A 24,099-nucleotide genomic window follows, 5' to 3' on the forward strand; every position below is an offset into this window, starting at 1 on the left:
AGGTCAGGCTTTGACCGGCGCGAGCTTCTTGCAGTTTTCCTTGCGCGCCGGGTATTGCTCGCACTTGCGCAGCACGGTTTGCACCTGCTGCGCATTTTTCATTTGCTGGTTGGCCAGCAACTTCTCGGTGATAAACAGCTCTTCGGAGCCCAGGTTACGCTCGGCCTTGTCGATCATCGCCAGCGCCGATTGCCCGTCGCCGCGCTTGAGGTGGTAGCTGATCATCAGGTCGTAGGTCGAAGGGCCCGCCAGGCTCCAGTCCTGGATGGCCTGCAATTCTTTCAGGGCCTGGGTGCTGTTGCCCTGGGCCAGGCGCAGGGTATACGCGGTGCGACGAATGCCCGGCTGGTCCTTGACCGGTGAAGCCAGCGCCTTGCGGATAAAGCCGTCCGCGTCGGACACCTTGTTTTTTTCCAGGGCATCGATGGCGAAGTAGGCATCCTTATAGCCCTGCAGCGCTTTGGCCACCTGCGGCGTGTTCTTCACGGTTTCCCAGCCCGCGGTGTTGATACGGGCCCGGCGTTCCTGGCGATATTCACGCTGCAGGTATAGGCGCAGCTCGGTGTCGCGGTCGGTGGCCGACATGTGCGAGCGGTTGAAGTAGTCTTTGGTGGCGGTGAGGCTGGTGGTCAGGCCATCCTTGACCAACACGTCCAGCTCCTTGGTGAAGCGGTTGAGGTTGAACTGCTGCAACGAGTCTTGCATCGCGTCTTTGCGTGCAGTCAGAAAGCCGGTGAGCAAAGGCTTTTGCTTGCCCTGGAAGTCGTTCAGACGTTCCAGGCTATGGCTGGCGGCGCGAGGCGCGTAGCCGGCGCGGATCATCAAGTCAGTGCCCAGCAGGTCGGCCTGATCTTCCTGGGTACGGCCCCAGGCTGTGCTCCACACGTGGTCGGAAAACGTGTTGGCCAACGTGGTGTACATCACGGTATTGCCGATGGTTTTCTGGGTGCCGGCCGGGTCTTTGCTGAACAGCTTCATCGTGCCGGAGCTGCGGTCCACACCGGTGTCGGCGGCCATGGTGGCCAGGGCGACGGTGGAGGCTACGGTGGTGAACATCTCTTTTTGCTGCTGGAAGGCGGCCATGCGGTCATGGTGATGCAGCAACACGTGGCTCATTTCATGGCCGAGCATCGCGGCGATTTCGTCTTCGCTGCCCACGTTATCCAGCATGCCGAGCGGCACGAACAGGTTGCCGTACGGGTCAGCCGAAGGCCCGAAGCTGTAGCTGTCGGTGATCTTGACCTGCAAGGTCGGCAGCTCGCCCGGCCAGCCTTTGGACAAGCGCGTGACAATGGTCTGCAGGTACACCTGCACCACCGGGATATCCACCAGGTTCTGCTGGCGCGCTTCGGCTGCCGGCACCGCGTGCCCGTCGTAGCTCAGGCGCTGCCGGCTCTGGCGCTGCGGGTCGAGCTTGTAATACTGGCGCACGTCGGTGTTGTCCACGTAGTGGCCCTGGACCCGCGATTGAGTCGAAGGCCCCACCAGGTTGAGGAACGCCTGGTCGGCGCCTTTCAACGTCGCGCAGCCACTGAGCAGCGTGCTGGCCAGCAGGCCGGTTGCCAATAGAGATCCCTTCACCGCCACGCTCCTTTAATTATTGATTGCAGCCCGCACCAAAACCGATGGTGGAGTTATTGCGGCTGTCTTTCGCCTGGCTTTTGGTCAGGCCCTGGCACGGCAGCTCCACCACATTCAGCGGCGGCTCGATGCGCAGGTCCATGGTGTCCAGCCAGACTTTCTGGCCACCCAGTTCCACCTGCACCAGGTCCAGCGCCTTGTTGTATTGCAACACCGGCACGGGCTGCAGGGGCGCGTCCTTTTTCAGCAGCTCGCGCTGTTGTTTGCCTTGCTCGTCCAGCACGGCGACCGGGTCGGCCAGGAACGCCTTGATGCTGTGGGTTTCCGCCCAGGCCAGCGGGGTGAAAAGGGCGGCGAGCAACACGATCAGACTTCTGTTCATCCTTGGTTTTCCTCGAATCAAATGACTAAGCGGCACACTCAGCGGCCCCGGTCGAAAAACGCTTCGATCCGTTCGCTGAACAGCACCAACGACAACAACACAATGCCCAGCACGTTGACCGGGGTGATGTGGGCCAGGCTCAACGCTGCGCTGATGGCGATGAGCACGACCATCACCATCAGCCACGACGGGTAGGGCGACCTGAACAATTTGGCTTCCAACTGCGGCCAGCGGCTCCACGCGGGCTGGTTCGCCAGGCGCCGCGCGTGCAAGGCCTTAAACACGGCGATCAACGCCAGCAAGCCGAGCTCCAGCAGGTCCAGCCAATTGAACGGCATGCGGGGAAAGTTGGCGGGTTCATGGTCGTAATCCATGCCCGCGTTAATCAGGTTGTCCAGCGCCATGGCATGCAGGTAGACGCCGGGCAGTTGGCCGTGGACGGGCGACTCCACGCTGTCCCCCGTGGACGCAATACGCGCGCCGACCAACACCAGGCGGTCACGCAGCAACTCGGCAACCAGGGCTTGAGCGGCCGGGTCGGTGACCTCAAGGTCTGTGGGGGTCAACGTCAGCGTGTAGGGGTAGGGTGACAACGCCGAGTCATCGAGCTTCCAGAACACCGCCTGGAAAAACTGCATCACGGCATCCAGCAAAAAATGCCGGGGTGGCACGGCGTCCGGCAACTGGGCGATTTGTGCTTGCTCCGGGGCCAGCTTCAGGCCCCATTGCACGGTGATCGGCTGTCGCTGGGCGGCGGTTTTGGCGTCTACCGGTGGCGGTTTGCAGGGCTGCGTGGCGCAGTACACGCGGTACATCGCCAGGGCAGGGGTTTCCATCAAACCCACCGGCGTATTCACCGCGAGCGGGTACTGGTCTTCCACCCCGTCCCAGGCTACCAGCGCCGGGCGGCCGACTTCGGCAAACGGCGCCAGCGTGTTGGCCTGGCCGGCTTCACCGCGCGCCAGGCCGGTGTTGGCCAGCCACAAGGGAATGCCCTGGCGCTGATAACGCTCAAACACATTCGCCAGCAATTGGCTGCCCCGCGCGGGGTCGCCCAGGGAGTGGTCGTGGCTGTACAGCAAGTCCACAAACACCGCTTTGGGTTTGTAGGCCAGCAAGCGCTTGAACAGCTTGCTCTGCTCGCCATAAGGCATCGGCCACGACGTGTCGTTGCGCATCAGGTAGTCGTCGTCGATCAACACCACGGCGACCTGCCGCTGACCGTCGTTGGCGTAATGGCTGGCGAACATGCGGTTGAGCCACTGCGCCGACGCCTTATCGCTGGAACTGGCCAGGCCGAAAGGGTCGAGGATCGCCAGCAACACAATGAAAACCGCCAGCCCATAACGGCGGAGGGTGAAAAGAGGGAATTTCGACAACGTCCATGTCTCGACAATAAGCACAAGCGAGGCAGGGTTTTAACGGAGCGGGCAGGGGGTGTCAATCAGAAAAGTGGCTAAGTGCCATGCCGATGACTGTGTGTTAGCCGTGATCCTCTCGGGGCGAGCGCCCGAAAAAGGCTTTGTACGCTCGACTGAAGGCCGCCTCGGACTCATAGCCAATCGCGAAGCCGACCTCTCCGATGCGGCTGTCCTGCCTGGCCAGCATGGTTTTCGCCAACCGTAGGCGCCATTCATTCTGGTAACGCAGCGGCGAGCGCCCGACCAGCGCGCTGAAACGGTCGCAGAAATGGGAGCGCGACATGCCGGCCAATGCCGCCAGCGCCGCAATGCTGCGCTGCTGCCCCGGCGCTGCGTGAATGGCCTTCAACGCCCTTGCGATCCGCGCGTCTGACAACCCGCCCAGCCACCCGGAAGCCGCGTTCAAGTGCACCCAGGTGCGCAGGATACGAATCACCGTAAGGTCGATCAGCCGCGAGATCATCAGCGCGCCGCCCGGCTGCGAATCGTTGGCCTCCAGCAACATGAAATGCAGGATGCCCTCAGCCCAATCCGCCGCCTCGGCTTTGCGGATATGGATCAACCGGGGCAGCGCAAACAGCATCGCCTGAAAACTGCTGCCGTCGAACCAGAACCGGCAGATCACCACCGCCGCAGGCCCCTCGCCGGCAGTGAGGCTGATACCGGTGGGGTCGTGAGGCAGCAACAGGATGTCGCCCTGCGCCAGCGTCACCGCCGGCTGATCGACACCTTCCAGATGCAGCTGGCCCTGCTGGACCACGCAGATGTGCGCGCTCTGCTGGTCGAGGTCCAGGGGTTGGTTGCTGTTCAGGGTGGTTGAGTAAACGCGGTCGCCGGTCAGGCGAATCTGCGCCAGCACCTGAGACAGCAAATCGCCCTTGGCCAGCCCTTCCAGCTTCATTTCCGGATGAATGATCAAATGTTCAAGGGGATTCGTCATGTCGGGCCGCCCGCGTGTTCACTAAGCTTGGGCCCGGATCATAACGCGCTGAAGCACGCATCACGAACCCGCTCGGGACGTGAGCGTGTATGCGCATCATCCAATCACCTGGAGCACCCCACATGTTCGGCATCTCCGCCCTTGGCTGGGTCCACACCCTCGGCAGCCTGCCCGCGATACCCCTGGCGGCTTACATGTTCATCCGCCACGGCCGCATCGTCCCGCGCTCAACACCGGGCCGGTTCTACCTCGCCTCCATGCTGATCGGCGCGCTCAGCGTGTTTCTGGTGGCGAAGCAACCGGTCAGCAATGCCATTGGCGTCATCACCCTCGCCCTGTTATTGGCGGGGTACGGCGTGGGGCACGTGGCCTGGCTCGGACGAGCGCGGGCTTACCTGGAAACCATTTTCCTGAGCCTGACCGCATTCTTTCTGATGGTGCCCACCGTGTCCGAGACATTGCGCCGCGTGCCGGATGGGCATCCGTTCGTGACAGACCTGCAATCACCCATCCTGCTCGGCGCAAAGGGCAGCATCGCCGTGGCGCTCGTCGTCGGGTTAACCGCGCAGATGATTTACCTGCGCAGGAAAGGCGGGCGGTTTGCCTGAAACATGAACACAAAAAAGCCCCGGCCTTCCCAGGCCGGGGCGTTCTTTTGTAGGGGAGCCAGCACTGCACCTGTGGCGAGGGAGCTTGCTCCCGCTGGTCCGCGCAGCGGCCCCCTCCCTCTATTCCTTATTGCCCAGCATGACAGGGCGACACCAACACCCTCACCACATCATCAATCACCGCCTTGCTCATCTCCTGCAAATAATGCGACGCCCACGCATACCGGTCCGTCTCCTTCGTCATCGCCGCATCTTCCGCAAGCAGCTTGGCGACATGGAGCAAGTCGGAAACGTGGCGCAAGGCGTCGTGCAGGGGTACGCCGCTGTTTACGCGGAATAGGGGTTGGTCGGAGTGAAAGGAAAACGGGGTGACGCCGAGGGTGGTTAGGGGGGACGGATTTGTGGCGGTCATAGGTGAAACTCCCATATCGAGTGAGAGCTACCACGTTCGTTCTCAGGCGAAGGGTGGCAGCTGTGCGCAGGCTGAGAAACCGGAGATACAGGAACCCGGCAGACCCGAAGGTCTCCCACGCACAGCCGCCATTGCACGAAATGGTGGGCGAAAAAAAACGCCTGCAAATCGGGTTTTGGGGGCGCTGTGGCGCCTGCATCTTGCCGGGTTCTCAGGCCCGATCGCTGAATTGGCAGCGATGCGTGGGAGGGTAGCGTGGGGGAAGGGGAAGGGCAATCGGCGATGTTAAATTCGATGAATTAGACGGCGAGAGTTTTGATGTGGGGTTTTAATACGAACGTGAACAGTTTTACATCGTCTATTTCATCGCGGAAGCCAAGCGAATTGGAAGGGAGGGGCACTAATTTCTTCGATATACGATTTTCAAGTGTGGACACTTTTTAGGCATTTCGGCACAAAACAGCGTGCCAAGGTTTTGAATTTCACCACAAAGCGCAGAATGGCGAAGCTTTGAGATATGGTGCCACCAGGAGTCGAACAGCGCTACAACCCATTGTAAAAAAACATATTTGCTATATGTGTTTTTTATTCTATCTCTAAATGTATCCTTTTTTGATGGGGCTATCTGTTGGCGATATTCCGGACCAGAACGAGCAGTCCCCTATCAGTTATAGAGTTCGTTTCAGACCTTTGGGTCTACAGGGTCGTATAAAAAGGATTTTAGTATTTCCGAGAATTTCGTTATTTCGTCAATGTAGATACGGCACAAGTACTCAAAGATTTGAGCTTCTGACATTAGCCGTCTACCAGTTAACTTGCTGAACATGTCTTTGTCGTCATGAAACGTAAGACCGGCGGACACTCGTACTAGTTCTTCTGCACCTGACAGATAATCCTCGTAAATTTTCTTCTCCACGCTGCTAAGAGGGATGCAATGAACATTCTTAAAGTTAAGAGTGTGCTTTTGGTCTGCTTGGTCTCCATCCAGTATCGAAATTACGTTATCTTTTGTCGACAGAAATTTTTCGTCAGCATTTCTTTGCATTAAATTAACTACATTAGGCGCTCCGCCAATGTAAATAATTTTGAATCGATAAAAAGTTTCTGCGCAAAATTTATTAATAATGAATTCTAAAAAGCGCTGCAGTACTTTGTCTTCAGTTAAGATGTATTTGTCCCATCCCTCGAATCCAAATAATAAACTTTTGATGAAGTTGTAAGAGACTGGAAGTGGGCTTACAATTCCGTCTACCTCCTCCAAATGAAATAGCTCGCCGTACAGCAGTGTCTTCATTAGCGGGAGGGAGTGCGTGGTGAAAAAAATATTAACCTTATACTTTTCACAGAACTCTCGTAGCTTTTCAGCTAGTTTTGTTTGTGCGGCAGCATCCAGTGAAATATCTATTTCGTCAATAGCAATGAGTTTTGCCCCGGCCTTTATTTTTCGATAAAGGCTGATGAGAAAAAACTCTCCAGAGCTCAAGTAGTCTTCTCGGATATATTTGCTATCGTCTAACAAAACGCAATAATAGTTTGTTTTTTTGATTTTTATCTCTACTAAGGTATCAAATCTTGAAGTAGAGTAAATCTCATTCAGCATTTTTATAAGCTCTAACGGACGCTCATGATTATCCAATACGATAGATCGTCGAATATCTAGGTCAGCTGAGATGATATTTTGAAAAAAGTTAAACCTCTGGCCATAAGGCATAGGCAATTCGGCATCAATGCTTGCCTTAATTTCGTCTGGTATTATATCTTTTGAGTTGAGTGTCCTGATCTCCGGATCATAATAAAAGCTATATTTATCACCTTCTGCAGTATAAGTTACGGCGCTGTCTGTATTGAAGATACTAGCCGGGGATGTCCGTGCAAATGTGTCAGCAAACTGGAGGTTTTGAATAGCCTTGACTAACGTGGTTTTACCTGCGCCGTTTCTTCCTACGATACAGGTTAACTTGCACGAACTCAGGTCTAAATCTACAAGCATGTTTCGAATGTGTTGAATGTTGGAGATCTGGATTCTCAATTTCATGGCTACTTCACCGTGCCGCGAATAAACGCGTCAACAACGGAAGTCCCATATTTTTTCCGTAGTTTATTTAAGTAGTGTGGGTCGGTAGTGTTTACGTAGTTTAAATAACCCGATATCTGTAAAAGGCCAACACTGTTGTCTCCTTTTAGTTTTGAACTTTCTGATTCTAGTCTATCATTGAATTTGGTTTTATCGCTCGCGTAGAAATGAAGTAGAACCTCAATTGTATTTTTTAGTTTTGAATCAATGGTGACGGTCCCATTGGGCAAAATAACCATCCCCAAAATTTTTATTTTATTTCCTACAGACGAAAATTTAGTTTTGCTGAAGTTTAGGTTTAGCTTCTCGCCGAAACACTCTTTCAGCATTTCTCCAACTGTAGTATCGATCCCATATAGTCGGGTGTCCCCACTGCTAGACAAGATAATGTCGTCAGAATATCTAGTGTAAATTAGATTTTGAGCGATGCAGTAATCTTCAAGTTTGCTGTCAAATTTTTGAAGACACGCATTGCTAATGATAGGGGATGTTGAAAACCCAATGGGTAGCATGTCATTTACGGTTGACATTTCTATAATTCTATCTAAATATCTGTCTATGTCGGAGACAGGTATAGAGTCGAAATTGCTTTTTACTGTTTCTCTTACTAAGGCGCTATCAATACTGTTAAAAAAGCTTTTAAGGTCTGTTTGAAAAAAATGACGGCTGCCGGCATGTTTTTGTACTGCACTTGCGACGTTCACTCCTTTTCTGTAGGAATAAACAACATTTTCATTTGCTTTTAAAAATTCAAAGACAAATAAATTTAGAAATTTATGGTAGGCCTTCAGTTTTTCGTCTGTCTTGTATAGTTCCATGCCTTTGAGGGTGGTTACTTTATAGCGTGTTGTTATATCTCCCGCCAAAAAATCCTGGAAATCATGTTTTCCATGATACATGGCGTCAAATATCGAGCTTAATTCTTTCTTTGCCATAACAGCCCCTCAAACCTTCGACTCACTATGTGTTATGCGAATTTTTTATTCGTGACAGCAAAACTAATACTGTTGTGGTGTTTGCCTCAGTCTATATATGTACAGCAGACTATGGATTCAGGCTGGGGTCACTGTAACAAAAAAAAGGCGCATAAGCAGGTATTAAGCCAGAATGCACCATAAGTGCACAGCTAATTGAACAATTGAAAGTGATCTTTAGGTGCCGGAGGAAGGGGGTTACGGGTAACGCAAATTTTACTGTTCGTGCGGCTTCCCTCAATCAGCAGATTGGGGAAGTCACACAAAAGTAACTCGGATACAGGCCTTTAGAGGTCAGCTTGAGACTGGAGATGCTCCTAGTCACTGACATGAAGAGATCCTAAGCCGCATTCCCAAAAAAAACAAGGGTAGGCAGGTCATCCCTGAGTTCTAGCTCTGAGATATGTACAGTCATATTCTGTGAGTCTAAAACTGACCCAGTGCTGATGTACGTCGCCTGCCGAGACGAATGGCCGCTATTGGGTCGTTTCTGCCGACTCCTATTTTTTTGCGATGGTCGGTCTTTACGTCCTTTATGGATGGTGGAACTGCACCTATCACTGTGAATTGCCAAGGCTTCCCTAGACGAGCAGTGATCAACTGCATGGTCAGTAGATAGTAATAGCGCGTTGATTCGGCGTGTTGATTGAGGTGGTTTTTTAGAAACCAAGCGAGATGCTTTCTCTGCCAGGCCCATGGGTTCTCTCGGTGCCAGCGATCAGAGATCGCCGCTTGAATGGCCTTTGCTTGGCGTAGGTGACGTTCGCGAGTGGCATGCGACCCGGTAAGAACGCCCGCCAGAAAAATCTCCATATCGAATGGCTTGTTCAAGCTCGACCCCCAATGTAAGCCGACACCACATCGATACGGCCGTGTCCGAGTTCATAGCTGATTTGCACTCGGGCCTCCTGATCGAGGCGTCGGTCGAGTTGGTAGCAATGGCCACCATTGATGGGGGCGGGATGGTGGGTAATTTGCTCATAGCGTTCGCACGCATAGGTTGCCCGCAATTCGTGGAAGCCTTTGAGGTTGTACTGATGGAGGATGTCCCGTGCAGGACGGACGATTCCCCGTTGGAAATCGAGGTAGGTTTCGTTCGGTGCAAGTAGGTTGCGGCTACCGTCGGGTGAGACCTGTTCGGCGGATCTCAGCGCCTCGCGAATATGATCATCCGCCCTGATCCAGCGAGGTGCCGAGGCACCTGAGCGGCCCCCCTTGGTGCCATCCTGGATGTTGATCCTGCCGTATTGTTCGGCCTCACGTTTTAAGCGCGGAAGGTCGGCCAAAATGGCCTCACGTAAGCGCATGCCGGTGGCTCGCGCTAATTGAGCGATGGCCGCGGCACGCGGCTGCTGGTGTGCGCAAAGCACCTCTACGACCCTCTTCACATGTTCGCGGTCTTGGTCTTGCGGCACCGAACGACGAACACTGGTGCGCTGCATTCCTAGCGCCTTGCTCGGACTCGGTACTTTTACATACCATTTGAAATCACCCATTAGCGGTTCGTGAGCGCCTATGAACGGCTAAGGGCTGGAGTTTGAGCGGCACGCAGCACTTGGATGCTGGTGTGAGCGAAATGATGGGAATGGGGAAACAAAAAAGGCCCACCTTGCGGTGAGCCTTCTTTGATGTTGCGTATGGTGCCGGCACCAGGAGTCGAACCCGGGACCTACTGATTACAAGTCAGACACCTTAGTCAGGATCGGTATAGCGTGCAGCGATTCTTTTGTACGCTAGCTATATGCGTTTCGACCTTATTTTGCAGGTAAGGACGTGGTTGTTGTACGCGAAAAAGACTGGGGTTCTGTCCAGCATTCTCTACCACTTGACTGTGGATAAAGTTGTGAGCAGCTTTCGGTTTAATCAGTTGCTCAATCAGCCGAAGGGTTCACGGTCGGCACGCTCAAGTCATAAACATCCATCATTGATTCGTCCTTATGACCGGACGCCTGTTGCTTGTCTGCCCGGGTGCCCACCGTGTCGGTGATGCCCTTTCGCTTGAAGTCGTGCATGCCGAAGCGTTGCTCCTCAGTGAGGACGCCTTTATCGATCGCCTGCACTATGAGCCGCTGGAAGGCTGTATCAAGACCAGACTTCGACAACTGTCTGCCGGTGGCGGCGATGATCAAGAAGCGCTGGTCCGCGCGGATCGGTACCGGCACACGCTTTCGCTCCCAGGTCTCAGACCTGACGGCTTTGGCGGCATCCCAGGCGGCACGCAGCCGAGGTGTCCACCGAACGATATTGTCCCGACTTCCCTTGCGGCGGTTGGTCAGCACGCCCTCGGCGAGCTCGTTCTCGTCGGTGAGGGTGATCGTCTCGATACCGCGCAGGCGGCAGAGGTACCCGATCTCCATCACATACCATAGGTAAGGTGAGCACGCCCCGGGCTGTCCGCTCTTGAGCTGGCCTTGCTGCTGCGCGAACCTGATCAGGTTAACCATGACCGTGTCGTCGGGTAGCCGACGCTGCTTACGCTCTTTCGGAGACTCGATGCCTTTGGCCGGGTTGTCCTTCACGAATCCACGGTTTCGGCCCCACTGCATCACGCGGCGCAGATAGCGAAGGGCATGCGCTGCTTTCGAGGGTTTACCATCCTGGGCTATCTTGTCGATGATCCGCTGGATTAGCGCTGGGGTGAATTTCAGCACTGCCAACTCGCCCAGCGGCTTTCCGAGCTTTGTGGGGAACGCCAAAAGGACGTCGCGGGAATAGACATAGTCGTCGTGGGTTTTCTCGCTGAGGACCTTGTACTGGTCGCTCTTGTGGAATTCATCACAGAGGTACTGCAAGCTGTCTCGGTCTACGCCGTTGCGCTCCTCGATCAGTCGGTGAAGCTCCGAAAGCGTCACATTGCCCGCGCACAGGTTCTGCCGCTGGCGCCGGCCGGCTTCGTTGAAATACAGGATGTACCAGCACCCCGCCCCGCGGTGGTCAAAATACACCGAGCGTGGCAGGGCAGCCTGGTCAATATGGCCAGGGATGTTCGGGTTGTGCTGGCGCTTCCTTCCTCGCTTCATACAATGTCCGCGTCATACTTTTCTTGATCGATTGGCTTGAGGCCGCCCGCCTGGTTGACCAGGTCGACGGTTGTCCAAGGCCCCTTTCTCCCGAGGAATATCCGTATTCCTTCCCCGCGCAACGCCTTCTCTACGTCAGCACGCCGCGTATAGCCGGTGATCCGCTGCAACTCCTCGAACTCTATTACTCTAGCTGCGCTCATGTCTGCCCACCCTGGTGTCGCGACACGTTTTCTGTATCCGTGGATTGTGTCGAGACCTCATCAGTCACGGTGCCAAGGATCGGCATCTTGCGATAGCACTCAGCCGGAAATCCATACTCACGGCAGGCGCAGGCCTCGCCGCACTCGTCCTCGCGCTGCTCGATCTGCAACAAGCGGTGCTTCACTGCGATGTCCTGGATGTCGCCACCGTCAAAACTGCCACCCTCGAAGCTGGCGTTGATCATCTCAACAGCGAAAGCGTTGAGCTGAGCGCGCTCAGTTTCGAGTTTTTCGATTCGCTTCTTCAGGCGGATAGCACACGAATGCTTCAAGCCATTCCGCGCCTCGTCGAGATCAGCGAGTAGCGTTTGGGCTCTGGCGTAGAACTGTCGGCGGGATATCTCGCTGCCCATTGCCAGTTCAAAGGGCATTGCTATGACGGCCCTGCTCATATCTTCACTCATGGCCTGCTCCTCGCTGAAAGTGGTCAGCCAGAACTCGGCGCGCGTCGATACCGCACGATGCCGACATTGCGTAGATCTGCCCGAACGTGGTTTCCCGGCGCTGCAGGGCATTGAACAGCTCGATCAGGCGCTGGCCCACCGGCCCGTTGCGGCGGCTCATAGCTGGAACCTCTCGTCACCTGGTGCGGGGGCGGCCTGCAATGGGGAGATTTCGGCCGATGAACTGGCCGGGGAGGCTCGTCCCGCCTCGCTTGATGGGGTGGCCTGCTGCTGGTGCTGGAACGAGCTATCCGGCAAGCAGCTGATCCCGGTGTTGTTCAAGATCCAGCAGGTGACGCCGCGGGCGGTGTCGTGTTGAACGTCGACAAACTGCTCGCCGGCGGTTGCTTGGCCAGCGATCAGTAACAGGGCGGTGAGGATCAGTCGGCGCATGGCGCATCCTCCATTAGGTTGCCGGTGGTCAACCCGAACACCGCCGCTTCCGTGCCCAGCGCTTTCCGGCCGTAAGGGAGTTGGGCAATCAGGGGATGGGCGTCGTTCAGGCTGGGCAACTCGAAGACCACGGTCAGGAATGCCGGCTCGCTACCCACCATCTTCACGCGGTCGTCGATGTGCATGGAGCGGGATTTAACCGGGGTGGTGACGGTGTTGGCCAACGCATCCAGTAGGATCTGCTGGCGGTTCTGCCCATCCAGGTACTGGCGCACCGCCTGGACAAACACGCTGTTCATGCTGCGGTCACCCGCGTTCGCTGCGGCTTCGATCTCGGCGCGCAGGTTGTCGGGAAGGCGCACCACAAACTTGTCGGCGGTGCGTGAATCGTAATCTGTGGCGCTCATTCACTTTCTCCAGGGCGAGCAAAGGCCCGCCGCGTTGTTGGCTTTCGCAAAATTCAGGTTGGGTTAAGCGGTTTGAGCGGCCTCGATGCGGCGGACCGCCACGCGAGTTTCGATGCGGCGCTCGCCTGGGCGGCGGATGCGACCGAACTGTTCGGTGCTGGCTTGTTGGGCTGTCAGGATCATGCAGAGCAGGATCACCATCGGGCTGATTACGCCTAAGCGCATCGCTTCAGCCACCAGCTGTGCACGGCGGGTGACGCCCAGCTTTGTGCTGGCCGCGAGAACGCGCTTCTTGATGCTTTCAGGTTGAACGCCCAGGTCCCGTGCCAGCTCTTTGCTGGTCTGACCCATGGCAATCCCCAGCACGCACTGCAACTCACGCAGGGCCAGGCCCATGCCAAGATGGCCTGTCCAGTTGCCGTTGGTTATTGAGGTTGCTGCGTTCATGTGGGTGATTCCATGGCGGGTTGCGATGGCTAAACATTACCTATGGCAATATTATAAGTAAATACCTTTGGCACTATTATTTTCTGTCGGCGAAAAAAAACCGCCTCACGGGCGGATTTTTGGTATTGAGAAATTAGCTTGCGTTACCACCTCTCCAGATTACCTTTCCAATGATTGGTAACGAAGAAGCTTCCGATTCTGGCACTATTTCGTCTGGGAAAAGATTTTTATCGGCGTTCTCGCTTCGGATAATCCACGATCCGGACAGCTGCTGAATCATGCGTTTCACGGTAATCCCGCCATCTCTTCGCTTCACTACGTATATCTGCCTATCCTCTGGATTCCTTTTTGAGGTGTCGAACAGAATCACGTCCATGGCGCATATGTGCGGCGCCATATCATTTCCATCTGCATAAACAACGAACAAGTTGTCAGGCCATGCCCCCATCCTTCGCAGCCACCCGCGCCTGAAAACTAGGCCTTCAGTCAGGCCCACGTGCTCGTCGTTAACTCCTTTGACGAAGCGGTCCTCAGGCATGTATTGGGGGATCAGTACGTACTCCTCGTGCGGGACGACCCCCTTGGCTTTGTGGGCCCCTACTCGGTTGGAGATAAATTCTCGATTTGCTTCAACAGAGGGCGATGTCAGAAGCTCAATTTCGGTTGCCAGACGGGGGCTGAAGTCTGAGACCTGGACCTCCAATATTCTAGCGAATGCAACTGCAACGGTTGCGTTAAGAGGATTTACAGCATTCAGGTAGTGGCTAACCGAACTCTGATTTATCCCCAGATATTCAGCGAGCTTCTCTTGGGTCAGGCCGAGGTCACGCTTCTTCGCGTTGAAGATTCTCTTCAATCGAAGGCACTCAGCTTGTCTGTCATCGGGTAGGTGTCGTTTGCTCATTCGCTGAGAATATTCCTTTTGGTAATATCTTGACAAATGCCAAAAGTATTTACTTTGAATAATGCCATAGGTATTATCCGAGCAAGACTCCTCGGAGAAGAACCGTGAGCAACCTTCATTTGAAAGATTTTGCAAAAGAGCGAGGGCAACCTGAAGCCGCGCTGCTGTTAGGTGTTACTCAGGGCGCGCTCAGTAAAGCAATTCGCATCGGCCGAAATATTGTCGTCACCCAAGAGTTGGATGGCACGTTCTCTGCCGAAGAGCGCCGCGCCTTCCCCGCTCGCATTGAACGCAAATGCAGGTCAGGCTGTGGCCCGACCTTGAACGCAAATGTACGCCCAAACCCGATCCATGGTCAGTCCACTGACGGTGCTGGTGTTTTGTCCAGTACTGCGGAGGTGGCGTGATGAACAACGTCATCCCTTTCGAATATCAGGGCAAGCCGGTCCGCTTCAGCGCAGATGGTTGGCTTCATGCCACGAAGCTGGCTGACCGTTTCGGCAAGCGTATCGACCACTGGCTGGATAACGCAGACACCCTTGAGTACATCCAGGCGCTTGATGAGCATCTGACCGGCGCCGAGTCGAAAATTCTAGATACCCGGAATTCCGGGTATGTAAAAACCAGTAAGGCTCGGGCTGATCGGGGTGGCGGTACATGGCTGCATCCGAAACTCGCCATTCACTTTGCCCGCTGGCTCAGCGCTAAGTTTTCGGTGTGGTGTGACACGCGCATCGAGGAAATTTTGCACCGCGTGCCATCTGCCCTTGAAGACCTAAATCGCACCTGCAAAAACTTCAATGATCGCAAGGCGCTTGCTAGTGCTTGCGGTCGCGGCCTGTGGGAGTGGCAGCGTGACGAGCCCAACCTCAGCCTTGAGATCGGACGAAAGATCAATTCGATCCAGATGGCGCTCGAACTGAATCGTCCAGACCAACCACGCTTGCAGGCCTTGCCATGAAGGTCTGCCCATCCCAGTTTTTGTTGTCCGGCTAAATCGCAGGCAACAAAAAGGCCCGCATTCGCGAGCCTTCTTAACCAGTCCACGCCAATGGACTTTTTTGAATCTTCGTCGGAGAAGACGATATGTCACACCCAAAAAATAGCAACAAACCACCAAAGGCGCAAGCACTGCCGCGTCCGGACTACGAAAGCCAGCTCGCGAATTGCTCGCAGGATATGCAGGAGGCCGGCGCTTTTGTTTGGGCGCTGGGGGCCTTGCTTCGCGGCATTTACGCCCATGAAGTCGAGCAAGAGCTACTGCCAGCATCCGTGACCGACGGTCTCGCGGCAGGTCTTTCAATCATTGGCAGCAAGCTATCTGACAATGGCGAGGCTTGCCGCGATCTTCTCCGCCGCAACGGGGCTTTTGCCCAAGGTGGTGCCCAATGACCGCCCTCCACCAGACCGCCCTTGTCGTCGCCCACGGCGCTTTACTCGATCTCGAAACCGCCAAGACAGCACTTAACCAGTTGGAGAGCCTGCTGTTTTCCATGACCACTGGCTCGGCACATCCATCGCACGTAAGCAATCTGATCGAGATCGCCTGGAACCTTGTGGCGGATGCCGCCAATAACGCGTCGTGCAGCTACGAAACCATTAGCCGCCAGCTTGACGAACTCGCGCCACAAAACGCGGATACCGAAAACGTGGCGCGGGAAGTCGGAGATCAGCATGAATAACCTTCCGGCCGTATTGGAAATATATGGCGAATTGTTGGATGACGCCGTTGTCACCGCCGAGCAAATGGCTCGGATGAATGCCGCCCGCGCCACCTTCAACGAATTGCGAACGATCCTTTTGGCTCAGATCGTCCCATCGCTCGACGGCGGCTGGAGCAATCCTATTGCCACTGAGATCGAAAGCCGTCTGGAGTCGATCACTTTCGCAACCGGCAACTTCTTCTGGAAGAGCCGTCATGCCGGCGCGGCGCATGATGCTGTGCATGTAGGGGGTGTCCAGTGAAGGCATCCATCCCTAAATCCAAGCGTCCATTACCTAAGCGCAAGCAGGTAGGCCTTCGCTCGAAGCCGGATGGTAAGTGCGCATGGGATCGCCTGCCATTTGTTGGAAAGGATCACAGCAAGAGTTCTTCGAATTGGGATGTTCCACTCACTGGTGGCTTCTTCGGTGGAATCGAGGTCGGGCGCATCGCTGGACGCATGTTCCTGAAATACCTGCGTGACGAGCGCGAGAACCCTACAAGGCTCGGCAGCAGCAGCCTGCGAAGCGTGCTCGCTTCCATGGACGCCAAAGTGACTACCACTGATGAGGAAAAGCTGTCTCTCGATGGTCAGCGTGCCGGCTTCATCGGCGAGATCGCTTACTGGCTGGAATCGGCAGCTGAACGGCTCGGGTCTTGTTTCGACGCCATCCCTGAGCGCTCGCTTGTCCTGCAGGCAAATGAAAGCCTGGAGCGTACGGACGAAGCCTTCCATGCCGCCATCAACTCAAAGGTGAATCCATGACCATCGCCAAATTCCAAGGCGGCGATGCCGTCACCATGACCAGTCTCGAGCTGGTCGACTTCATCAACCAGCACCGCAAACATCAGGCCGAACAGGCTGGCGAACCATTCCCGTCGAAAGGTTTCGCCAAGCTTGAGCACGCCGACCTCCTGAAAAAAGTGCCTGAAGTACTTGGAGGGGGTGTCGGGAATTTTTCCGACACCTATGTCCATCCTCAAAATGGGCAGACCTACCCCTGCTACCGCTTCCCCAAGCGTGAATCGTGCCTGATGGCCATGTCCTACAGCTACGACCTTCAAGCGGCGGTCTTCGACTACATGACCGAACTGGAGCAGAAGCTGGCCAACCCACAGGCCAGCGTCATGGCGGCTCTCAATGATCCGGCCGTGCTGCAAGGTCTGCTGCTGGAGAACGTCGGCAAGGTGGTGGCGCTCACGGCTGACAACAAGGAACTGTCTAGCGAGAACCTGCTGCTCGAACAAAAGGTCACCGCCGACGCGCCAAAGGTTGAGTTCCATGATCAGGTCGTCGTCTCTCACGGCGTCCACTACGTGCGCGAAGTGGCCCAGTCCATCGGCACTGGTCAGAACCGCCTGTTCGAGTTCCTCAAGCAGAAGCGCTGGGTTGACCGGTACAACCAGCCATACCAAGCAAAGATCGAGGCCGGATATCTCGTAGCCTCTGCTCACTCCTACAAGGACGAAGAGACGGGCGAGCGCAAGACCAAATTCACCTGCCGCGTTACTGGAAAAGGCTTCGCCAAAATCCAGGAGCTTTGGGCAAAACGCGACGAAGATCTGCTGGAGGATCGACCATGACTACAAAACTTACACGCGAGCAACTCATGGCGCAGATCGCCCAGGCAGCGGTGGATAACTATCAGGCTGAGGCCGACCGCAAGTCTCTGCGTTACGAGCTCAACGCCCTGTACCGGACTTACTTTGCGGCCTTCGGGCGACCATATCCCAGCGAGCCACGCAAGCGTATCGACCCGGAGGATGACGCCTACGCTGGTGTTCTGCACTTCACCAGGTCGGCATACAAGCGCTGGCTTGATGCTCGTGACCTGACCAACAAGACGAAGCGCAAGCTCCGCACACTGATCCAGCGCCTGGAGCGTTCGCTATGAAAAAGCCAATCCAGAAAGGCGCCTCCAATGATATGGCTACCCATGAGGTGTTTGTGCTTGGTGACCTGCTGCCGCTGGTGGTAGGTCACGCTAAGTCAGAAGGGCATCCCACCGAGATGGTGGCGCTCGCCTGCTTCCTCTCCCTGAGCACGGTCCTGCAAGCCAAGGGCATCCCGCGAGAAACATTGGTCCAGGGGATAACCTCCTCCAATGTGCCGCTATCGTTCCCGGGCAATCTGCCTCCAGAACCCGTTGAGCGCCTTTCGCTTCTCAATGAGCCGCACTTTGAGCAGTTCGATGATTTGACGCTGGCTTGCATGGCGAGCAACGGGACGAACTTTGCTCATGAGTCGCTCGCCTGTACCGATCCGGACGACGACACCGTCTGGAACGCGCACGCCTCAATGATCAACGCGTGCAACGCCCTCACTGTGCTGATCATGCGATTGTCCGGAGGCAGGATGCCGGGCGAGCCTGATGAGGAATTGTTCGTGCGTCCGGCAGGGGAGACTCTGCAATGACCATCATCAACCCTCACGCCCCCCCCCAGGACGCCCGTACAGCGCCGATAATCGTCGGGCCCTGGCCAACCTATGCCCACTTCAAGGATCTGCCAGAGCGCGAGCGCTGGGTGCTGTACGGATCGGCAAAGGCCTATCGCGAAGCTCTGGAAGCGCAGGGGTTCGTCATGTCTGAGGCTTATTACGACTTCGTTGCCCGGGTAACGCGGGAGTTGAACCTATGAGCCTACTTTTCAAGTTCCGCCCCCTGGTCATCAACCCCCAGCTTGCCGAGCGTATCGGCCTGAATGAGGCGATCGTCCTGCAGCAGCTCAAGTACTGGCTCAACGAGACAGAGTCTGGCGTCGACCATGAAGGTCGTCGCTGGGTCTACAACACCGTTGAGCAGTGGCAAAAGCAGTTCCCGTTCTGGTCACAGGAGACGGTGAAGCGGGCGCTTTCATCGTTGCAAAAGCAGGGCCTTGTGCTGGTGGAAAAGTTGGCCAAAGCCCAGCATGACCATACGAATCACTATGCCATCAACTACCAATCGGATGCTCTATTCGATCAGGTCAATTTGACCCAATCAGATCAGGTCAATCTGACCTCATCGGGCGGGTCAGATTGCCCTGTTCTTCATACAGAGATTACAACAAAGACTACTGCAGAGACTTCTTTGGTCAATCCGCTGGAAGGCTTTGATCAGTTCTGGAAACTGTACCCGAAGAAGAAGTCTCTGAAGGACGCCAAAAAAGCCTGGGCGAAGCTGAAGCCGAATCCAGAACTACGCCAGACCCTAATCGCCGCTCTTGGGAAGCAGCGTCTCCAGCACGACTGGGTCAAGGATGGGGGTCAATACGTGCCGCTGGCTTCGTCTTGGCTCAATGGCGAGAAGTGGACTGATGAGGTTGGACCACTTGCTGGCGCGACCACCAGCAAACCTTCGGCGTTCAACAACCTGCCCAACCACACCCCGGATATGTACCAAGGAGGCGGCAATGGTCCAGCGTTCTAATTTCCGACGCCAGCCTGAGCAGCGTACCTTCGCCGGCGAGTGCCCGGTCCACGGTGCGGTGGATCGCTCTGAGGTAGAGCAGTTCGACGGCTCCATGGCTGTCCGCCCATGCAAGCAATGCCAGTACCACGGCCTACGTGTAGCGTCACAGGGCAGCGAGGAGCATTCGCAGGCGCTGACCAACCTGCAAGCCGAAAGCGTCAACAGTGCGCTTGTAGGCTCTGGCATCACGCCACGGTTTGCCGACAGCACATTCGCAACCTACCGTCCCACAACTCCGGGGATGAAGCTGGCGCTGGAAACTTGCCAGGCCTACGCCGAAAACTTCGGAGAGCACTTTCAGGCAGGCCGCAACCTGCTGCTGTGCGGCAACGTCGGCAACGGTAAGACGCACCTGGCCAGTGGCATCGTCCAGCACGTCATTCGCCACCACCGGGCTGTGGCGGTGATCACCACCGCCTCCGAAATCATCCGCGTCTTCAAGCGCTCGATGGATCGCAATGCCGGGTACACCGAGGGAGACGTGATCGACGAACTGGCGAGTTTCGACCTGTTGGTGATCGATGAGGTTGGCGCCCAGGCTGGCACTCACTACGAGCTGTCGGCCCTGCATGAGGTGCTTGACCGCCGGTACAACCTGATCCGCCCGACGGTGGTGGTGTCCAATCTCAACGCCAAGGGACTGGGCCAGTATATCGGCGAGCGTGCACTTGACCGGCTGCGCGAGAACAAGGCGCTTCTGGTCGGTTTCACCTGGGAATCGGCACGGGGGCGCGTATGAACGACTATCGCGAGTTGTACAGCGACGAAGCGGAACACGCGCTGCTCGGGTCACTGATGCTGGATGGCGAGTTGTTCGACTCGATCACCGCCGCGGTTACCACCGCTGACTTCCACGATCCGGAAAACGCGGCGCTGTTCCAGGTGATGCTGGAACTGCATGCCACTGGTGCTCCGGTTGATCCTGTCACCCTTCACGACTTCAAGCCGGTCCTCCCGAGTGGCGGCACAACCATTGCGTATGCCGGTGAGCTAGCGAGGAACACGCCAAGCACCGCCAACTGGAAGGCATACGCCCGAACGGTGGCAGAGAGGGCAGTGCTTCGGCGTCTGGTCGAAGCTGCCGACGCTGTGCGTGATTCGGCCAATGAGAACCGGCCAGTGGCCGAGATCATCGCCAGCGCACAGCAGGCAATGGCCGACTTGCGAGACCTGGATACCGGGGAGCCGGATTACAAGCGCATGGACGAGGTGGTAACGCGAAACATCGACATTATCGACTCGAAGTACAACGGGGACGTGCCGACCGGCCTTTCGACTGGACTCACCAAGCTGGACGAGATGATCCGAGGTCTGCGCAAGAAAACGGTAACCATCGTCGCCGGCTTGCCGGGTAGCGGTAAAACAACCCTCGGCCTGCAAATTGCCCAGCACATTGCATGCGGCGGTCACGGCGTAGGGATGGTGTTCTCGTTGGAAATGCCCGAGGAAGAACTGGCGAATAGGGCATTGGCTTCGCTGGGTTCTGTTGACCTGCAGGTGCTGGACAGCGGGAAGCTTGAAGACGATGACTGGCCGCGCCTTACCGCCGCCGTCAACAAGATCGCAGGCAAGCCGCTGTACGTCAGTGACAAGTCGGGCTTGACCGTGCCGCGCATCCGCAGCATTTGCCGACAGGTCAAGCGCAAGCATGGTCTCGACGTGGTGGTGATCGATTACATCGGCCTGATCGGTTCTGATGGCAAGGCGTTCAACCGCACCGCCGAGTTGGGCAAGATATCGACCGGGATCGTCAACATTGCCAAGGAGCTGGAGGTGCCGGTGATCCTGCTGGCCCAGCTCAACCGTGACTCGACCAAGCGGCCGGGCAAGAAACCGATCGCTTCCGACCTGCGCGACTCCGGACAGATCGAGGCAGATGCCCACTGCATCATCCTGGTCCACCGCGATATGGACAGCGAGGAGGGGCAGAACGGCGCTACCGAGTTGCTCATGCCCAAGTGCAGGCACGCACCGGTGGGCTCCTGCATCGTCCAGCAGCAGGGCAAGTTCGCCCGGTTCGTCAATTTCGCGGGCCGCGAGCCCACGCAGGAAGAGGTGGAGATCGGCCGCCCCTTCGCCGATCAGTACAAGGGGAGGAAGGGCAAATGAAAATTTCAGAATTGGCGAAGATCCTTCGCTGGCGTAGCGCCGCCCCTTTCGTTGCAGGTGAATCACTGGGCGCTTTGCAAGCCACTATGGAGGCCGGCAAGCCAGTTGTTCTGCCACTGGGATCGGTTGTCGTTGACGCACCCAAATATCCCGAAGCCGAACGAATCGCTGCGTCGATCCGTGATTTCCCCGAAGACTGGGCATGGGCACGCAAGAGTTACGACCTGATCCACATCCCCAGCGGGTTCAGGATGTGGGTTGCCAATGAGGACTATGGCCTGGCCGAGGTTCACCCGAATAACGGGAAGACGGACTTCACGAAACCTGAACAGGCAATTATCTGGCCCGCGGTGGCTGATTGGCTTGGGCATCGCAAGATCGGGTTTACCGGGCGTCCAGTGAAGCCACGAATCCGCTATTTCCGCGAGCGTTACTTCTGCGAGTCGCTGGAACATCCATGGCGGGGCTTTGGGCATACCGCCGATGAAGCCTACCAATCCTGGCTTGCCGCTGTATCCGCCCAGTACCGAGAGAAAATCCCCAAGAACGTAGTGTTGACCGTGTGGAGTGCCAAGCAATGACGCGCTGTGGAACGTTAGACAGGATTGCCCGCAGTGGTGATGCCGAGCAGACAGGTGTTAGATATGAAGATTCGCATAATTGCCTGAAAACCACGGTCTGCATGGGCCGGGGGTCAGAACCACAATTTGTTAAGTGCGAGGTTTGAAAATGATGATTTTACTCGATGAACTCACCGGCCTCGCCGTGAACAGTGCCGATATCAGTTGGATGCGTCGGGACAACACCGTGTCACCGCATCGGTTACTGGTGACCATGCGCAGCGGTACCGAGTTGCTTATAAAGGATCGACCTGTGGGCCGTAGCGGCGAGCCAGGCGTGAATATCAGCGAAGTCCACCGCCGCATCTTGGGGGCAAAATGAGTAACGTCACGGCGGCATTGCCGCGCAAAAGCTTGACCGCAGGAGAGTCTCAGTTCCTGAAGCAGGGAAACCGCCTGCTGCTGGACAAAAAAGATGGGCGGATTGGGTCTGCTGCCCTGATGGATATCGTGGCTGACTGGGGTGCGTCCAGGGCCACGCTTCCATTCCAGGAATACGCCCGACTCTGGATCGCCCAGGGCGGCGCCAAGAACAAGATCGCCAACAAGCTTCTTCGTGAGCTGTTCGGTATGGATGAGCCAACCCCGAGGAAAGTGGCATGAAGAAGCGCACCTACACCAATAAGCCTCTGGGCGACACCGAGTGGCTGCTGGAGCAGTGGGGCTCCTGGCGGATGGATGGGATGGGCGTGCCTCGGTACGTGTCACCTTCGATCGGCACAGCCGCAACCGGTGGCGGCGCGGAATACACGCTCACTGACGACATGGCCCTGGTGATCGACGGCGCCGTGGCCAGGTTGACGACGCGCAATCAGCAGATGGGGGATTTTGTTTGGCTGTACTACGGAGCCAAATGGACATCGGTACGGATCGGCGAGAAGAACAAAATGTCTGAGCGCAAGGCATTCGAGATCATCAAGCAGGGCGTTGCCTGGGTTGACTCTGCCTTAGAGCATTTACGTGAAGCCGCGTAAAAAGTTCTTTCCGGGCGGATAAACACCTGTTTTCATGGCACCGTGTTCAGCTTTTCAAGCGCGACACCAGACAAAAAGCCCAGCCTAACCCGCTGGGCTTTTTGTTGCGAATTCCACTCTTTTTTGCCATTGTGTAATCCTGCATTTCAACTTCGGCCAGCCGATCCGCCAATGAGGCGTCGAAGCAGGAATGCAGATCAAGCCCAGCCCACGCGCCGGGCTTTTTTATGACCAAAATTCAGAGCCCCGCCACCGTGCGGGGCTTTTTCGTTTCTGGAGGCTGCATGGCAAAGCTTGAGATGGAAGTGAGCGTAGAGGGTGTTGAAGACCTGGTACGCCCACTGGTTGAAGCTATGCAGTCACTTGAACATTTTCCCGAGCTGCCGCTTCAGGTCTTCCGTGACCTTGTCGCCAACAGCCTTCATGACGTTGCCGTAAGTTTCGACGGCACCGCACTTGCCGCAGGTGATCTTCGAGGAGTTTGTCGGCCTGGCCGGAATCTCGAACTTGTCACTGCCGCACTTCTTGCACTTAACGCTTACCTTCATCGCTGATGCTCCATGGATTGTTCGGTGTGGAAATTGAACGATAGCACGGGGCCATGTCATCGCTGGCGAAACACCAGTTTGTTGCGTGGAGCCATAGCCAGGGTGGGCCTTCGGGCGGGCCTGGACGCGGTATAGCCGGTAGTCACGCGTTACGGAAGAACACCGGCAGCTTGGGCGGACCATAGTGCTATTTGGGCCGGTTCAAGCGGACAGGCGTGGAGAGACACGCACATCATGCAGGTTATTGCCCAGGCAGCTGGGCTAAGTCGGTAGAGGCGTCGTCTAATCCCGTGCGGACAATGGGCGGCTACGCGATGAGAGGGCAGGGTACGTGACCCGGCGAACTGCCCCACCAGAGCTGGAGAGTTGCACCAGCCACCTGCACCTATTTCAAGGCTCGCCAATCCGGCGGGCCTTTTCTGTTT

The 24,099-nt window shown here is 56.2% G+C and carries 34 protein-coding genes and 2 pseudogenes; 18 read left to right on the forward strand and 18 right to left on the reverse strand.

The annotated features are described in order from the left end of the window. Window positions 1-3: 3 nt before the first annotated feature. From ATI14_RS08270 to ATI14_RS08285, 4 genes are all read right to left on the reverse strand, one after another. Window positions 4-1,581, reverse strand: coding sequence for a M48 family metallopeptidase (locus ATI14_RS08270; RefSeq protein WP_031320045.1), 1,578 nt, complete (start codon window positions 1,579-1,581; stop codon window positions 4-6). A gap of 16 nt (window positions 1,582-1,597) precedes the next feature. Then, window positions 1,598-1,963, reverse strand: a complete 366-nt coding sequence (locus ATI14_RS08275) for a hypothetical protein (RefSeq protein WP_016972221.1) — start codon at window positions 1,961-1,963, stop codon at window positions 1,598-1,600. 38 nt (window positions 1,964-2,001) lie between these two features. Continuing rightward, window positions 2,002-3,342, reverse strand: coding sequence for a CHASE2 domain-containing protein (locus tag ATI14_RS08280; protein ID WP_016972222.1), 1,341 nt, complete (start codon window positions 3,340-3,342; stop codon window positions 2,002-2,004). A gap of 103 nt (window positions 3,343-3,445) precedes the next feature. Continuing rightward, window positions 3,446-4,324, reverse strand: coding sequence for an AraC family transcriptional regulator (locus ATI14_RS08285; RefSeq protein ID WP_020372597.1), 879 nt, complete (start codon window positions 4,322-4,324; stop codon window positions 3,446-3,448). A gap of 122 nt (window positions 4,325-4,446) precedes the next feature. On the opposite strand from ATI14_RS08285, the gene ATI14_RS08290 reads away from it, so the two are divergent. After that, window positions 4,447-4,932: a hypothetical protein gene (locus ATI14_RS08290; protein ID WP_016972224.1), complete on the forward strand. Its 486-nt coding sequence runs from the start codon at window positions 4,447-4,449 to the stop codon at window positions 4,930-4,932. A gap of 127 nt (window positions 4,933-5,059) precedes the next feature. Here the strand turns inward: ATI14_RS08290 and ATI14_RS08295 are convergent, their stop codons facing one another. The 13 genes and pseudogenes from ATI14_RS08295 to ATI14_RS08350 all read right to left on the reverse strand — a co-directional run bounded on the left by ATI14_RS08295 (window position 5,060) and on the right by ATI14_RS08350 (window position 14,269). Further along, window positions 5,060-5,344, reverse strand: coding sequence for a DUF3077 domain-containing protein (locus tag ATI14_RS08295; RefSeq protein ID WP_016972225.1), 285 nt, complete (start codon window positions 5,342-5,344; stop codon window positions 5,060-5,062). 682 nt (window positions 5,345-6,026) lie between these two features. Then, window positions 6,027-7,379, reverse strand: coding sequence for an AAA family ATPase (locus ATI14_RS08300; protein WP_016972226.1), 1,353 nt, complete (start codon window positions 7,377-7,379; stop codon window positions 6,027-6,029). A gap of 2 nt (window positions 7,380-7,381) precedes the next feature. Beyond that, on the reverse strand, window positions 7,382-8,353 hold the full coding sequence (locus ATI14_RS08305; protein ID WP_016972227.1) for a reverse transcriptase domain-containing protein: 972 nt from the start codon (window positions 8,351-8,353) through the stop codon (window positions 7,382-7,384). 603 nt (window positions 8,354-8,956) lie between these two features. Further along, window positions 8,957-9,223: pseudogene (locus tag ATI14_RS31615) on the reverse strand (hypothetical protein); the annotation flags it as partial. Beyond that, window positions 9,220-9,870 (reverse strand): annotated as a pseudogene (locus ATI14_RS08315) (integrase domain-containing protein); the annotation flags it as partial. The pseudogenes ATI14_RS08315 and ATI14_RS31615, both read right to left, overlap by 4 nt. Before the next feature lie 393 nt (window positions 9,871-10,263). Beyond that, on the reverse strand, window positions 10,264-11,412 hold the full coding sequence (locus tag ATI14_RS08320) for a site-specific integrase (RefSeq protein WP_080520397.1): 1,149 nt from the start codon (window positions 11,410-11,412) through the stop codon (window positions 10,264-10,266). Then, the gene (locus tag ATI14_RS08325; RefSeq protein WP_025858917.1) at window positions 11,409-11,615 is read right to left on the reverse strand and encodes a DUF4224 domain-containing protein; all 207 of its coding nucleotides are present in this window, start codon (window positions 11,613-11,615) and stop codon (window positions 11,409-11,411) included. The genes ATI14_RS08320 and ATI14_RS08325 overlap by 4 nt, the downstream gene beginning before the upstream one ends. Beyond that, window positions 11,612-12,079: a hypothetical protein gene (locus ATI14_RS08330; protein ID WP_080520396.1), complete on the reverse strand. Its 468-nt coding sequence runs from the start codon at window positions 12,077-12,079 to the stop codon at window positions 11,612-11,614. The genes ATI14_RS08325 and ATI14_RS08330 overlap by 4 nt, the downstream gene beginning before the upstream one ends. Beyond that, on the reverse strand, window positions 12,072-12,239 hold the full coding sequence (locus ATI14_RS31375) for a hypothetical protein (protein ID WP_165448265.1): 168 nt from the start codon (window positions 12,237-12,239) through the stop codon (window positions 12,072-12,074). Before ATI14_RS31375 ends, ATI14_RS08330 begins: the two co-directional genes overlap by 8 nt. Beyond that, window positions 12,236-12,511: a hypothetical protein gene (locus ATI14_RS08335; protein ID WP_080520395.1), complete on the reverse strand. Its 276-nt coding sequence runs from the start codon at window positions 12,509-12,511 to the stop codon at window positions 12,236-12,238. Before ATI14_RS08335 ends, ATI14_RS31375 begins: the two co-directional genes overlap by 4 nt. Continuing rightward, window positions 12,499-12,918 (reverse strand): CopG family ribbon-helix-helix protein, encoded by a 420-nt coding sequence (locus ATI14_RS31910; RefSeq protein ID WP_256346501.1) that lies wholly within the window; start codon window positions 12,916-12,918, stop codon window positions 12,499-12,501. Before ATI14_RS31910 ends, ATI14_RS08335 begins: the two co-directional genes overlap by 13 nt. Window positions 12,919-12,981: 63 nt before the next feature. Next, on the reverse strand, window positions 12,982-13,365 hold the full coding sequence (locus tag ATI14_RS08345) for a response regulator transcription factor (RefSeq protein WP_080520394.1): 384 nt from the start codon (window positions 13,363-13,365) through the stop codon (window positions 12,982-12,984). A gap of 133 nt (window positions 13,366-13,498) precedes the next feature. Next, on the reverse strand, window positions 13,499-14,269 hold the full coding sequence (locus tag ATI14_RS08350) for a LexA family transcriptional regulator (RefSeq protein WP_080520393.1): 771 nt from the start codon (window positions 14,267-14,269) through the stop codon (window positions 13,499-13,501). Window positions 14,270-14,373: 104 nt separating this feature from the next. Here ATI14_RS08350 and ATI14_RS31915 point away from each other — a divergent pair, with 104 nt between their 5' ends. From ATI14_RS31915 to ATI14_RS08435, 17 genes are all read left to right on the forward strand, one after another. Next, window positions 14,374-14,676: a Cro/CI family transcriptional regulator gene (locus ATI14_RS31915; RefSeq protein ID WP_080520392.1), complete on the forward strand. Its 303-nt coding sequence runs from the start codon at window positions 14,374-14,376 to the stop codon at window positions 14,674-14,676. Beyond that, complete coding sequence (locus ATI14_RS08360) at window positions 14,676-15,230, forward strand: KilA-N domain-containing protein (protein ID WP_080520391.1); 555 nt, start codon at window positions 14,676-14,678, stop codon at window positions 15,228-15,230. The genes ATI14_RS31915 and ATI14_RS08360 overlap by 1 nt, the downstream gene beginning before the upstream one ends. 125 nt (window positions 15,231-15,355) lie before the next feature. Continuing rightward, on the forward strand, window positions 15,356-15,661 hold the full coding sequence (locus tag ATI14_RS08365) for a hypothetical protein (RefSeq protein WP_100831478.1): 306 nt from the start codon (window positions 15,356-15,358) through the stop codon (window positions 15,659-15,661). Beyond that, a complete protein-coding gene (locus ATI14_RS08370; protein WP_010564168.1) occupies window positions 15,658-15,951 on the forward strand; it encodes a hypothetical protein in 294 nt (97 codons plus the stop codon). The genes ATI14_RS08365 and ATI14_RS08370 overlap by 4 nt, the downstream gene beginning before the upstream one ends. Then, window positions 15,944-16,234 (forward strand): hypothetical protein, encoded by a 291-nt coding sequence (locus ATI14_RS08375; RefSeq protein ID WP_080520389.1) that lies wholly within the window; start codon window positions 15,944-15,946, stop codon window positions 16,232-16,234. The genes ATI14_RS08370 and ATI14_RS08375 overlap by 8 nt, the downstream gene beginning before the upstream one ends. Next, a complete protein-coding gene (locus tag ATI14_RS31140) occupies window positions 16,231-16,737 on the forward strand; it encodes a hypothetical protein (protein WP_130886738.1) in 507 nt (168 codons plus the stop codon). The genes ATI14_RS08375 and ATI14_RS31140 overlap by 4 nt, the downstream gene beginning before the upstream one ends. Beyond that, complete coding sequence (locus ATI14_RS08385; protein WP_231124359.1) at window positions 16,734-17,555, forward strand: phage antirepressor KilAC domain-containing protein; 822 nt, start codon at window positions 16,734-16,736, stop codon at window positions 17,553-17,555. The genes ATI14_RS31140 and ATI14_RS08385 overlap by 4 nt, the downstream gene beginning before the upstream one ends. Beyond that, the gene (locus tag ATI14_RS08390) at window positions 17,552-17,866 is read left to right on the forward strand and encodes a hypothetical protein (RefSeq protein WP_080520388.1); all 315 of its coding nucleotides are present in this window, start codon (window positions 17,552-17,554) and stop codon (window positions 17,864-17,866) included. The genes ATI14_RS08385 and ATI14_RS08390 overlap by 4 nt, the downstream gene beginning before the upstream one ends. Continuing rightward, window positions 17,863-18,387: a hypothetical protein gene (locus ATI14_RS08395; protein WP_080520387.1), complete on the forward strand. Its 525-nt coding sequence runs from the start codon at window positions 17,863-17,865 to the stop codon at window positions 18,385-18,387. Before ATI14_RS08390 ends, ATI14_RS08395 begins: the two co-directional genes overlap by 4 nt. Further along, a complete protein-coding gene (locus ATI14_RS08400; protein ID WP_080520386.1) occupies window positions 18,384-18,611 on the forward strand; it encodes a hypothetical protein in 228 nt (75 codons plus the stop codon). Before ATI14_RS08395 ends, ATI14_RS08400 begins: the two co-directional genes overlap by 4 nt. Next, window positions 18,608-19,381, forward strand: coding sequence for a hypothetical protein (locus ATI14_RS31510; protein ID WP_080520385.1), 774 nt, complete (start codon window positions 18,608-18,610; stop codon window positions 19,379-19,381). Before ATI14_RS08400 ends, ATI14_RS31510 begins: the two co-directional genes overlap by 4 nt. Further along, on the forward strand, window positions 19,365-20,162 hold the full coding sequence (locus ATI14_RS08410; protein WP_080520384.1) for an ATP-binding protein: 798 nt from the start codon (window positions 19,365-19,367) through the stop codon (window positions 20,160-20,162). Before ATI14_RS31510 ends, ATI14_RS08410 begins: the two co-directional genes overlap by 17 nt. Continuing rightward, window positions 20,159-21,532 (forward strand): replicative DNA helicase, encoded by a 1,374-nt coding sequence (locus tag ATI14_RS08415; RefSeq protein WP_080520383.1) that lies wholly within the window; start codon window positions 20,159-20,161, stop codon window positions 21,530-21,532. The genes ATI14_RS08410 and ATI14_RS08415 overlap by 4 nt, the downstream gene beginning before the upstream one ends. Beyond that, window positions 21,529-22,113 carry a hypothetical protein gene (locus ATI14_RS08420; RefSeq protein ID WP_080520382.1) on the forward strand — a complete coding sequence of 195 codons (585 nt, stop codon included), beginning with the start codon at window positions 21,529-21,531 and terminating at the stop codon, window positions 22,111-22,113. The genes ATI14_RS08415 and ATI14_RS08420 overlap by 4 nt, the downstream gene beginning before the upstream one ends. Window positions 22,114-22,261: 148 nt before the next feature. After that, on the forward strand, window positions 22,262-22,474 hold the full coding sequence (locus ATI14_RS08425; RefSeq protein ID WP_080520381.1) for a hypothetical protein: 213 nt from the start codon (window positions 22,262-22,264) through the stop codon (window positions 22,472-22,474). Continuing rightward, on the forward strand, window positions 22,471-22,755 hold the full coding sequence (locus ATI14_RS08430) for a hypothetical protein (RefSeq protein ID WP_080520380.1): 285 nt from the start codon (window positions 22,471-22,473) through the stop codon (window positions 22,753-22,755). The genes ATI14_RS08425 and ATI14_RS08430 overlap by 4 nt, the downstream gene beginning before the upstream one ends. Further along, a complete protein-coding gene (locus tag ATI14_RS08435; RefSeq protein WP_080520379.1) occupies window positions 22,752-23,126 on the forward strand; it encodes an antiterminator Q family protein in 375 nt (124 codons plus the stop codon). Before ATI14_RS08430 ends, ATI14_RS08435 begins: the two co-directional genes overlap by 4 nt. Window positions 23,127-23,485: 359 nt before the next feature. Here ATI14_RS08435 and ATI14_RS31950 read toward each other — a convergent pair whose 3' ends face one another. Beyond that, window positions 23,486-23,857 (reverse strand): ECs_2282 family putative zinc-binding protein, encoded by a 372-nt coding sequence (locus ATI14_RS31950; RefSeq protein WP_423213731.1) that lies wholly within the window; start codon window positions 23,855-23,857, stop codon window positions 23,486-23,488. Window positions 23,858-24,099: the final 242 nt, after the last annotated feature.

The organism is Pseudomonas tolaasii NCPPB 2192 (genome assembly GCF_002813445.1).
Lineage (GTDB): Bacteria > Pseudomonadota > Gammaproteobacteria > Pseudomonadales > Pseudomonadaceae > Aquipseudomonas > Aquipseudomonas tolaasii.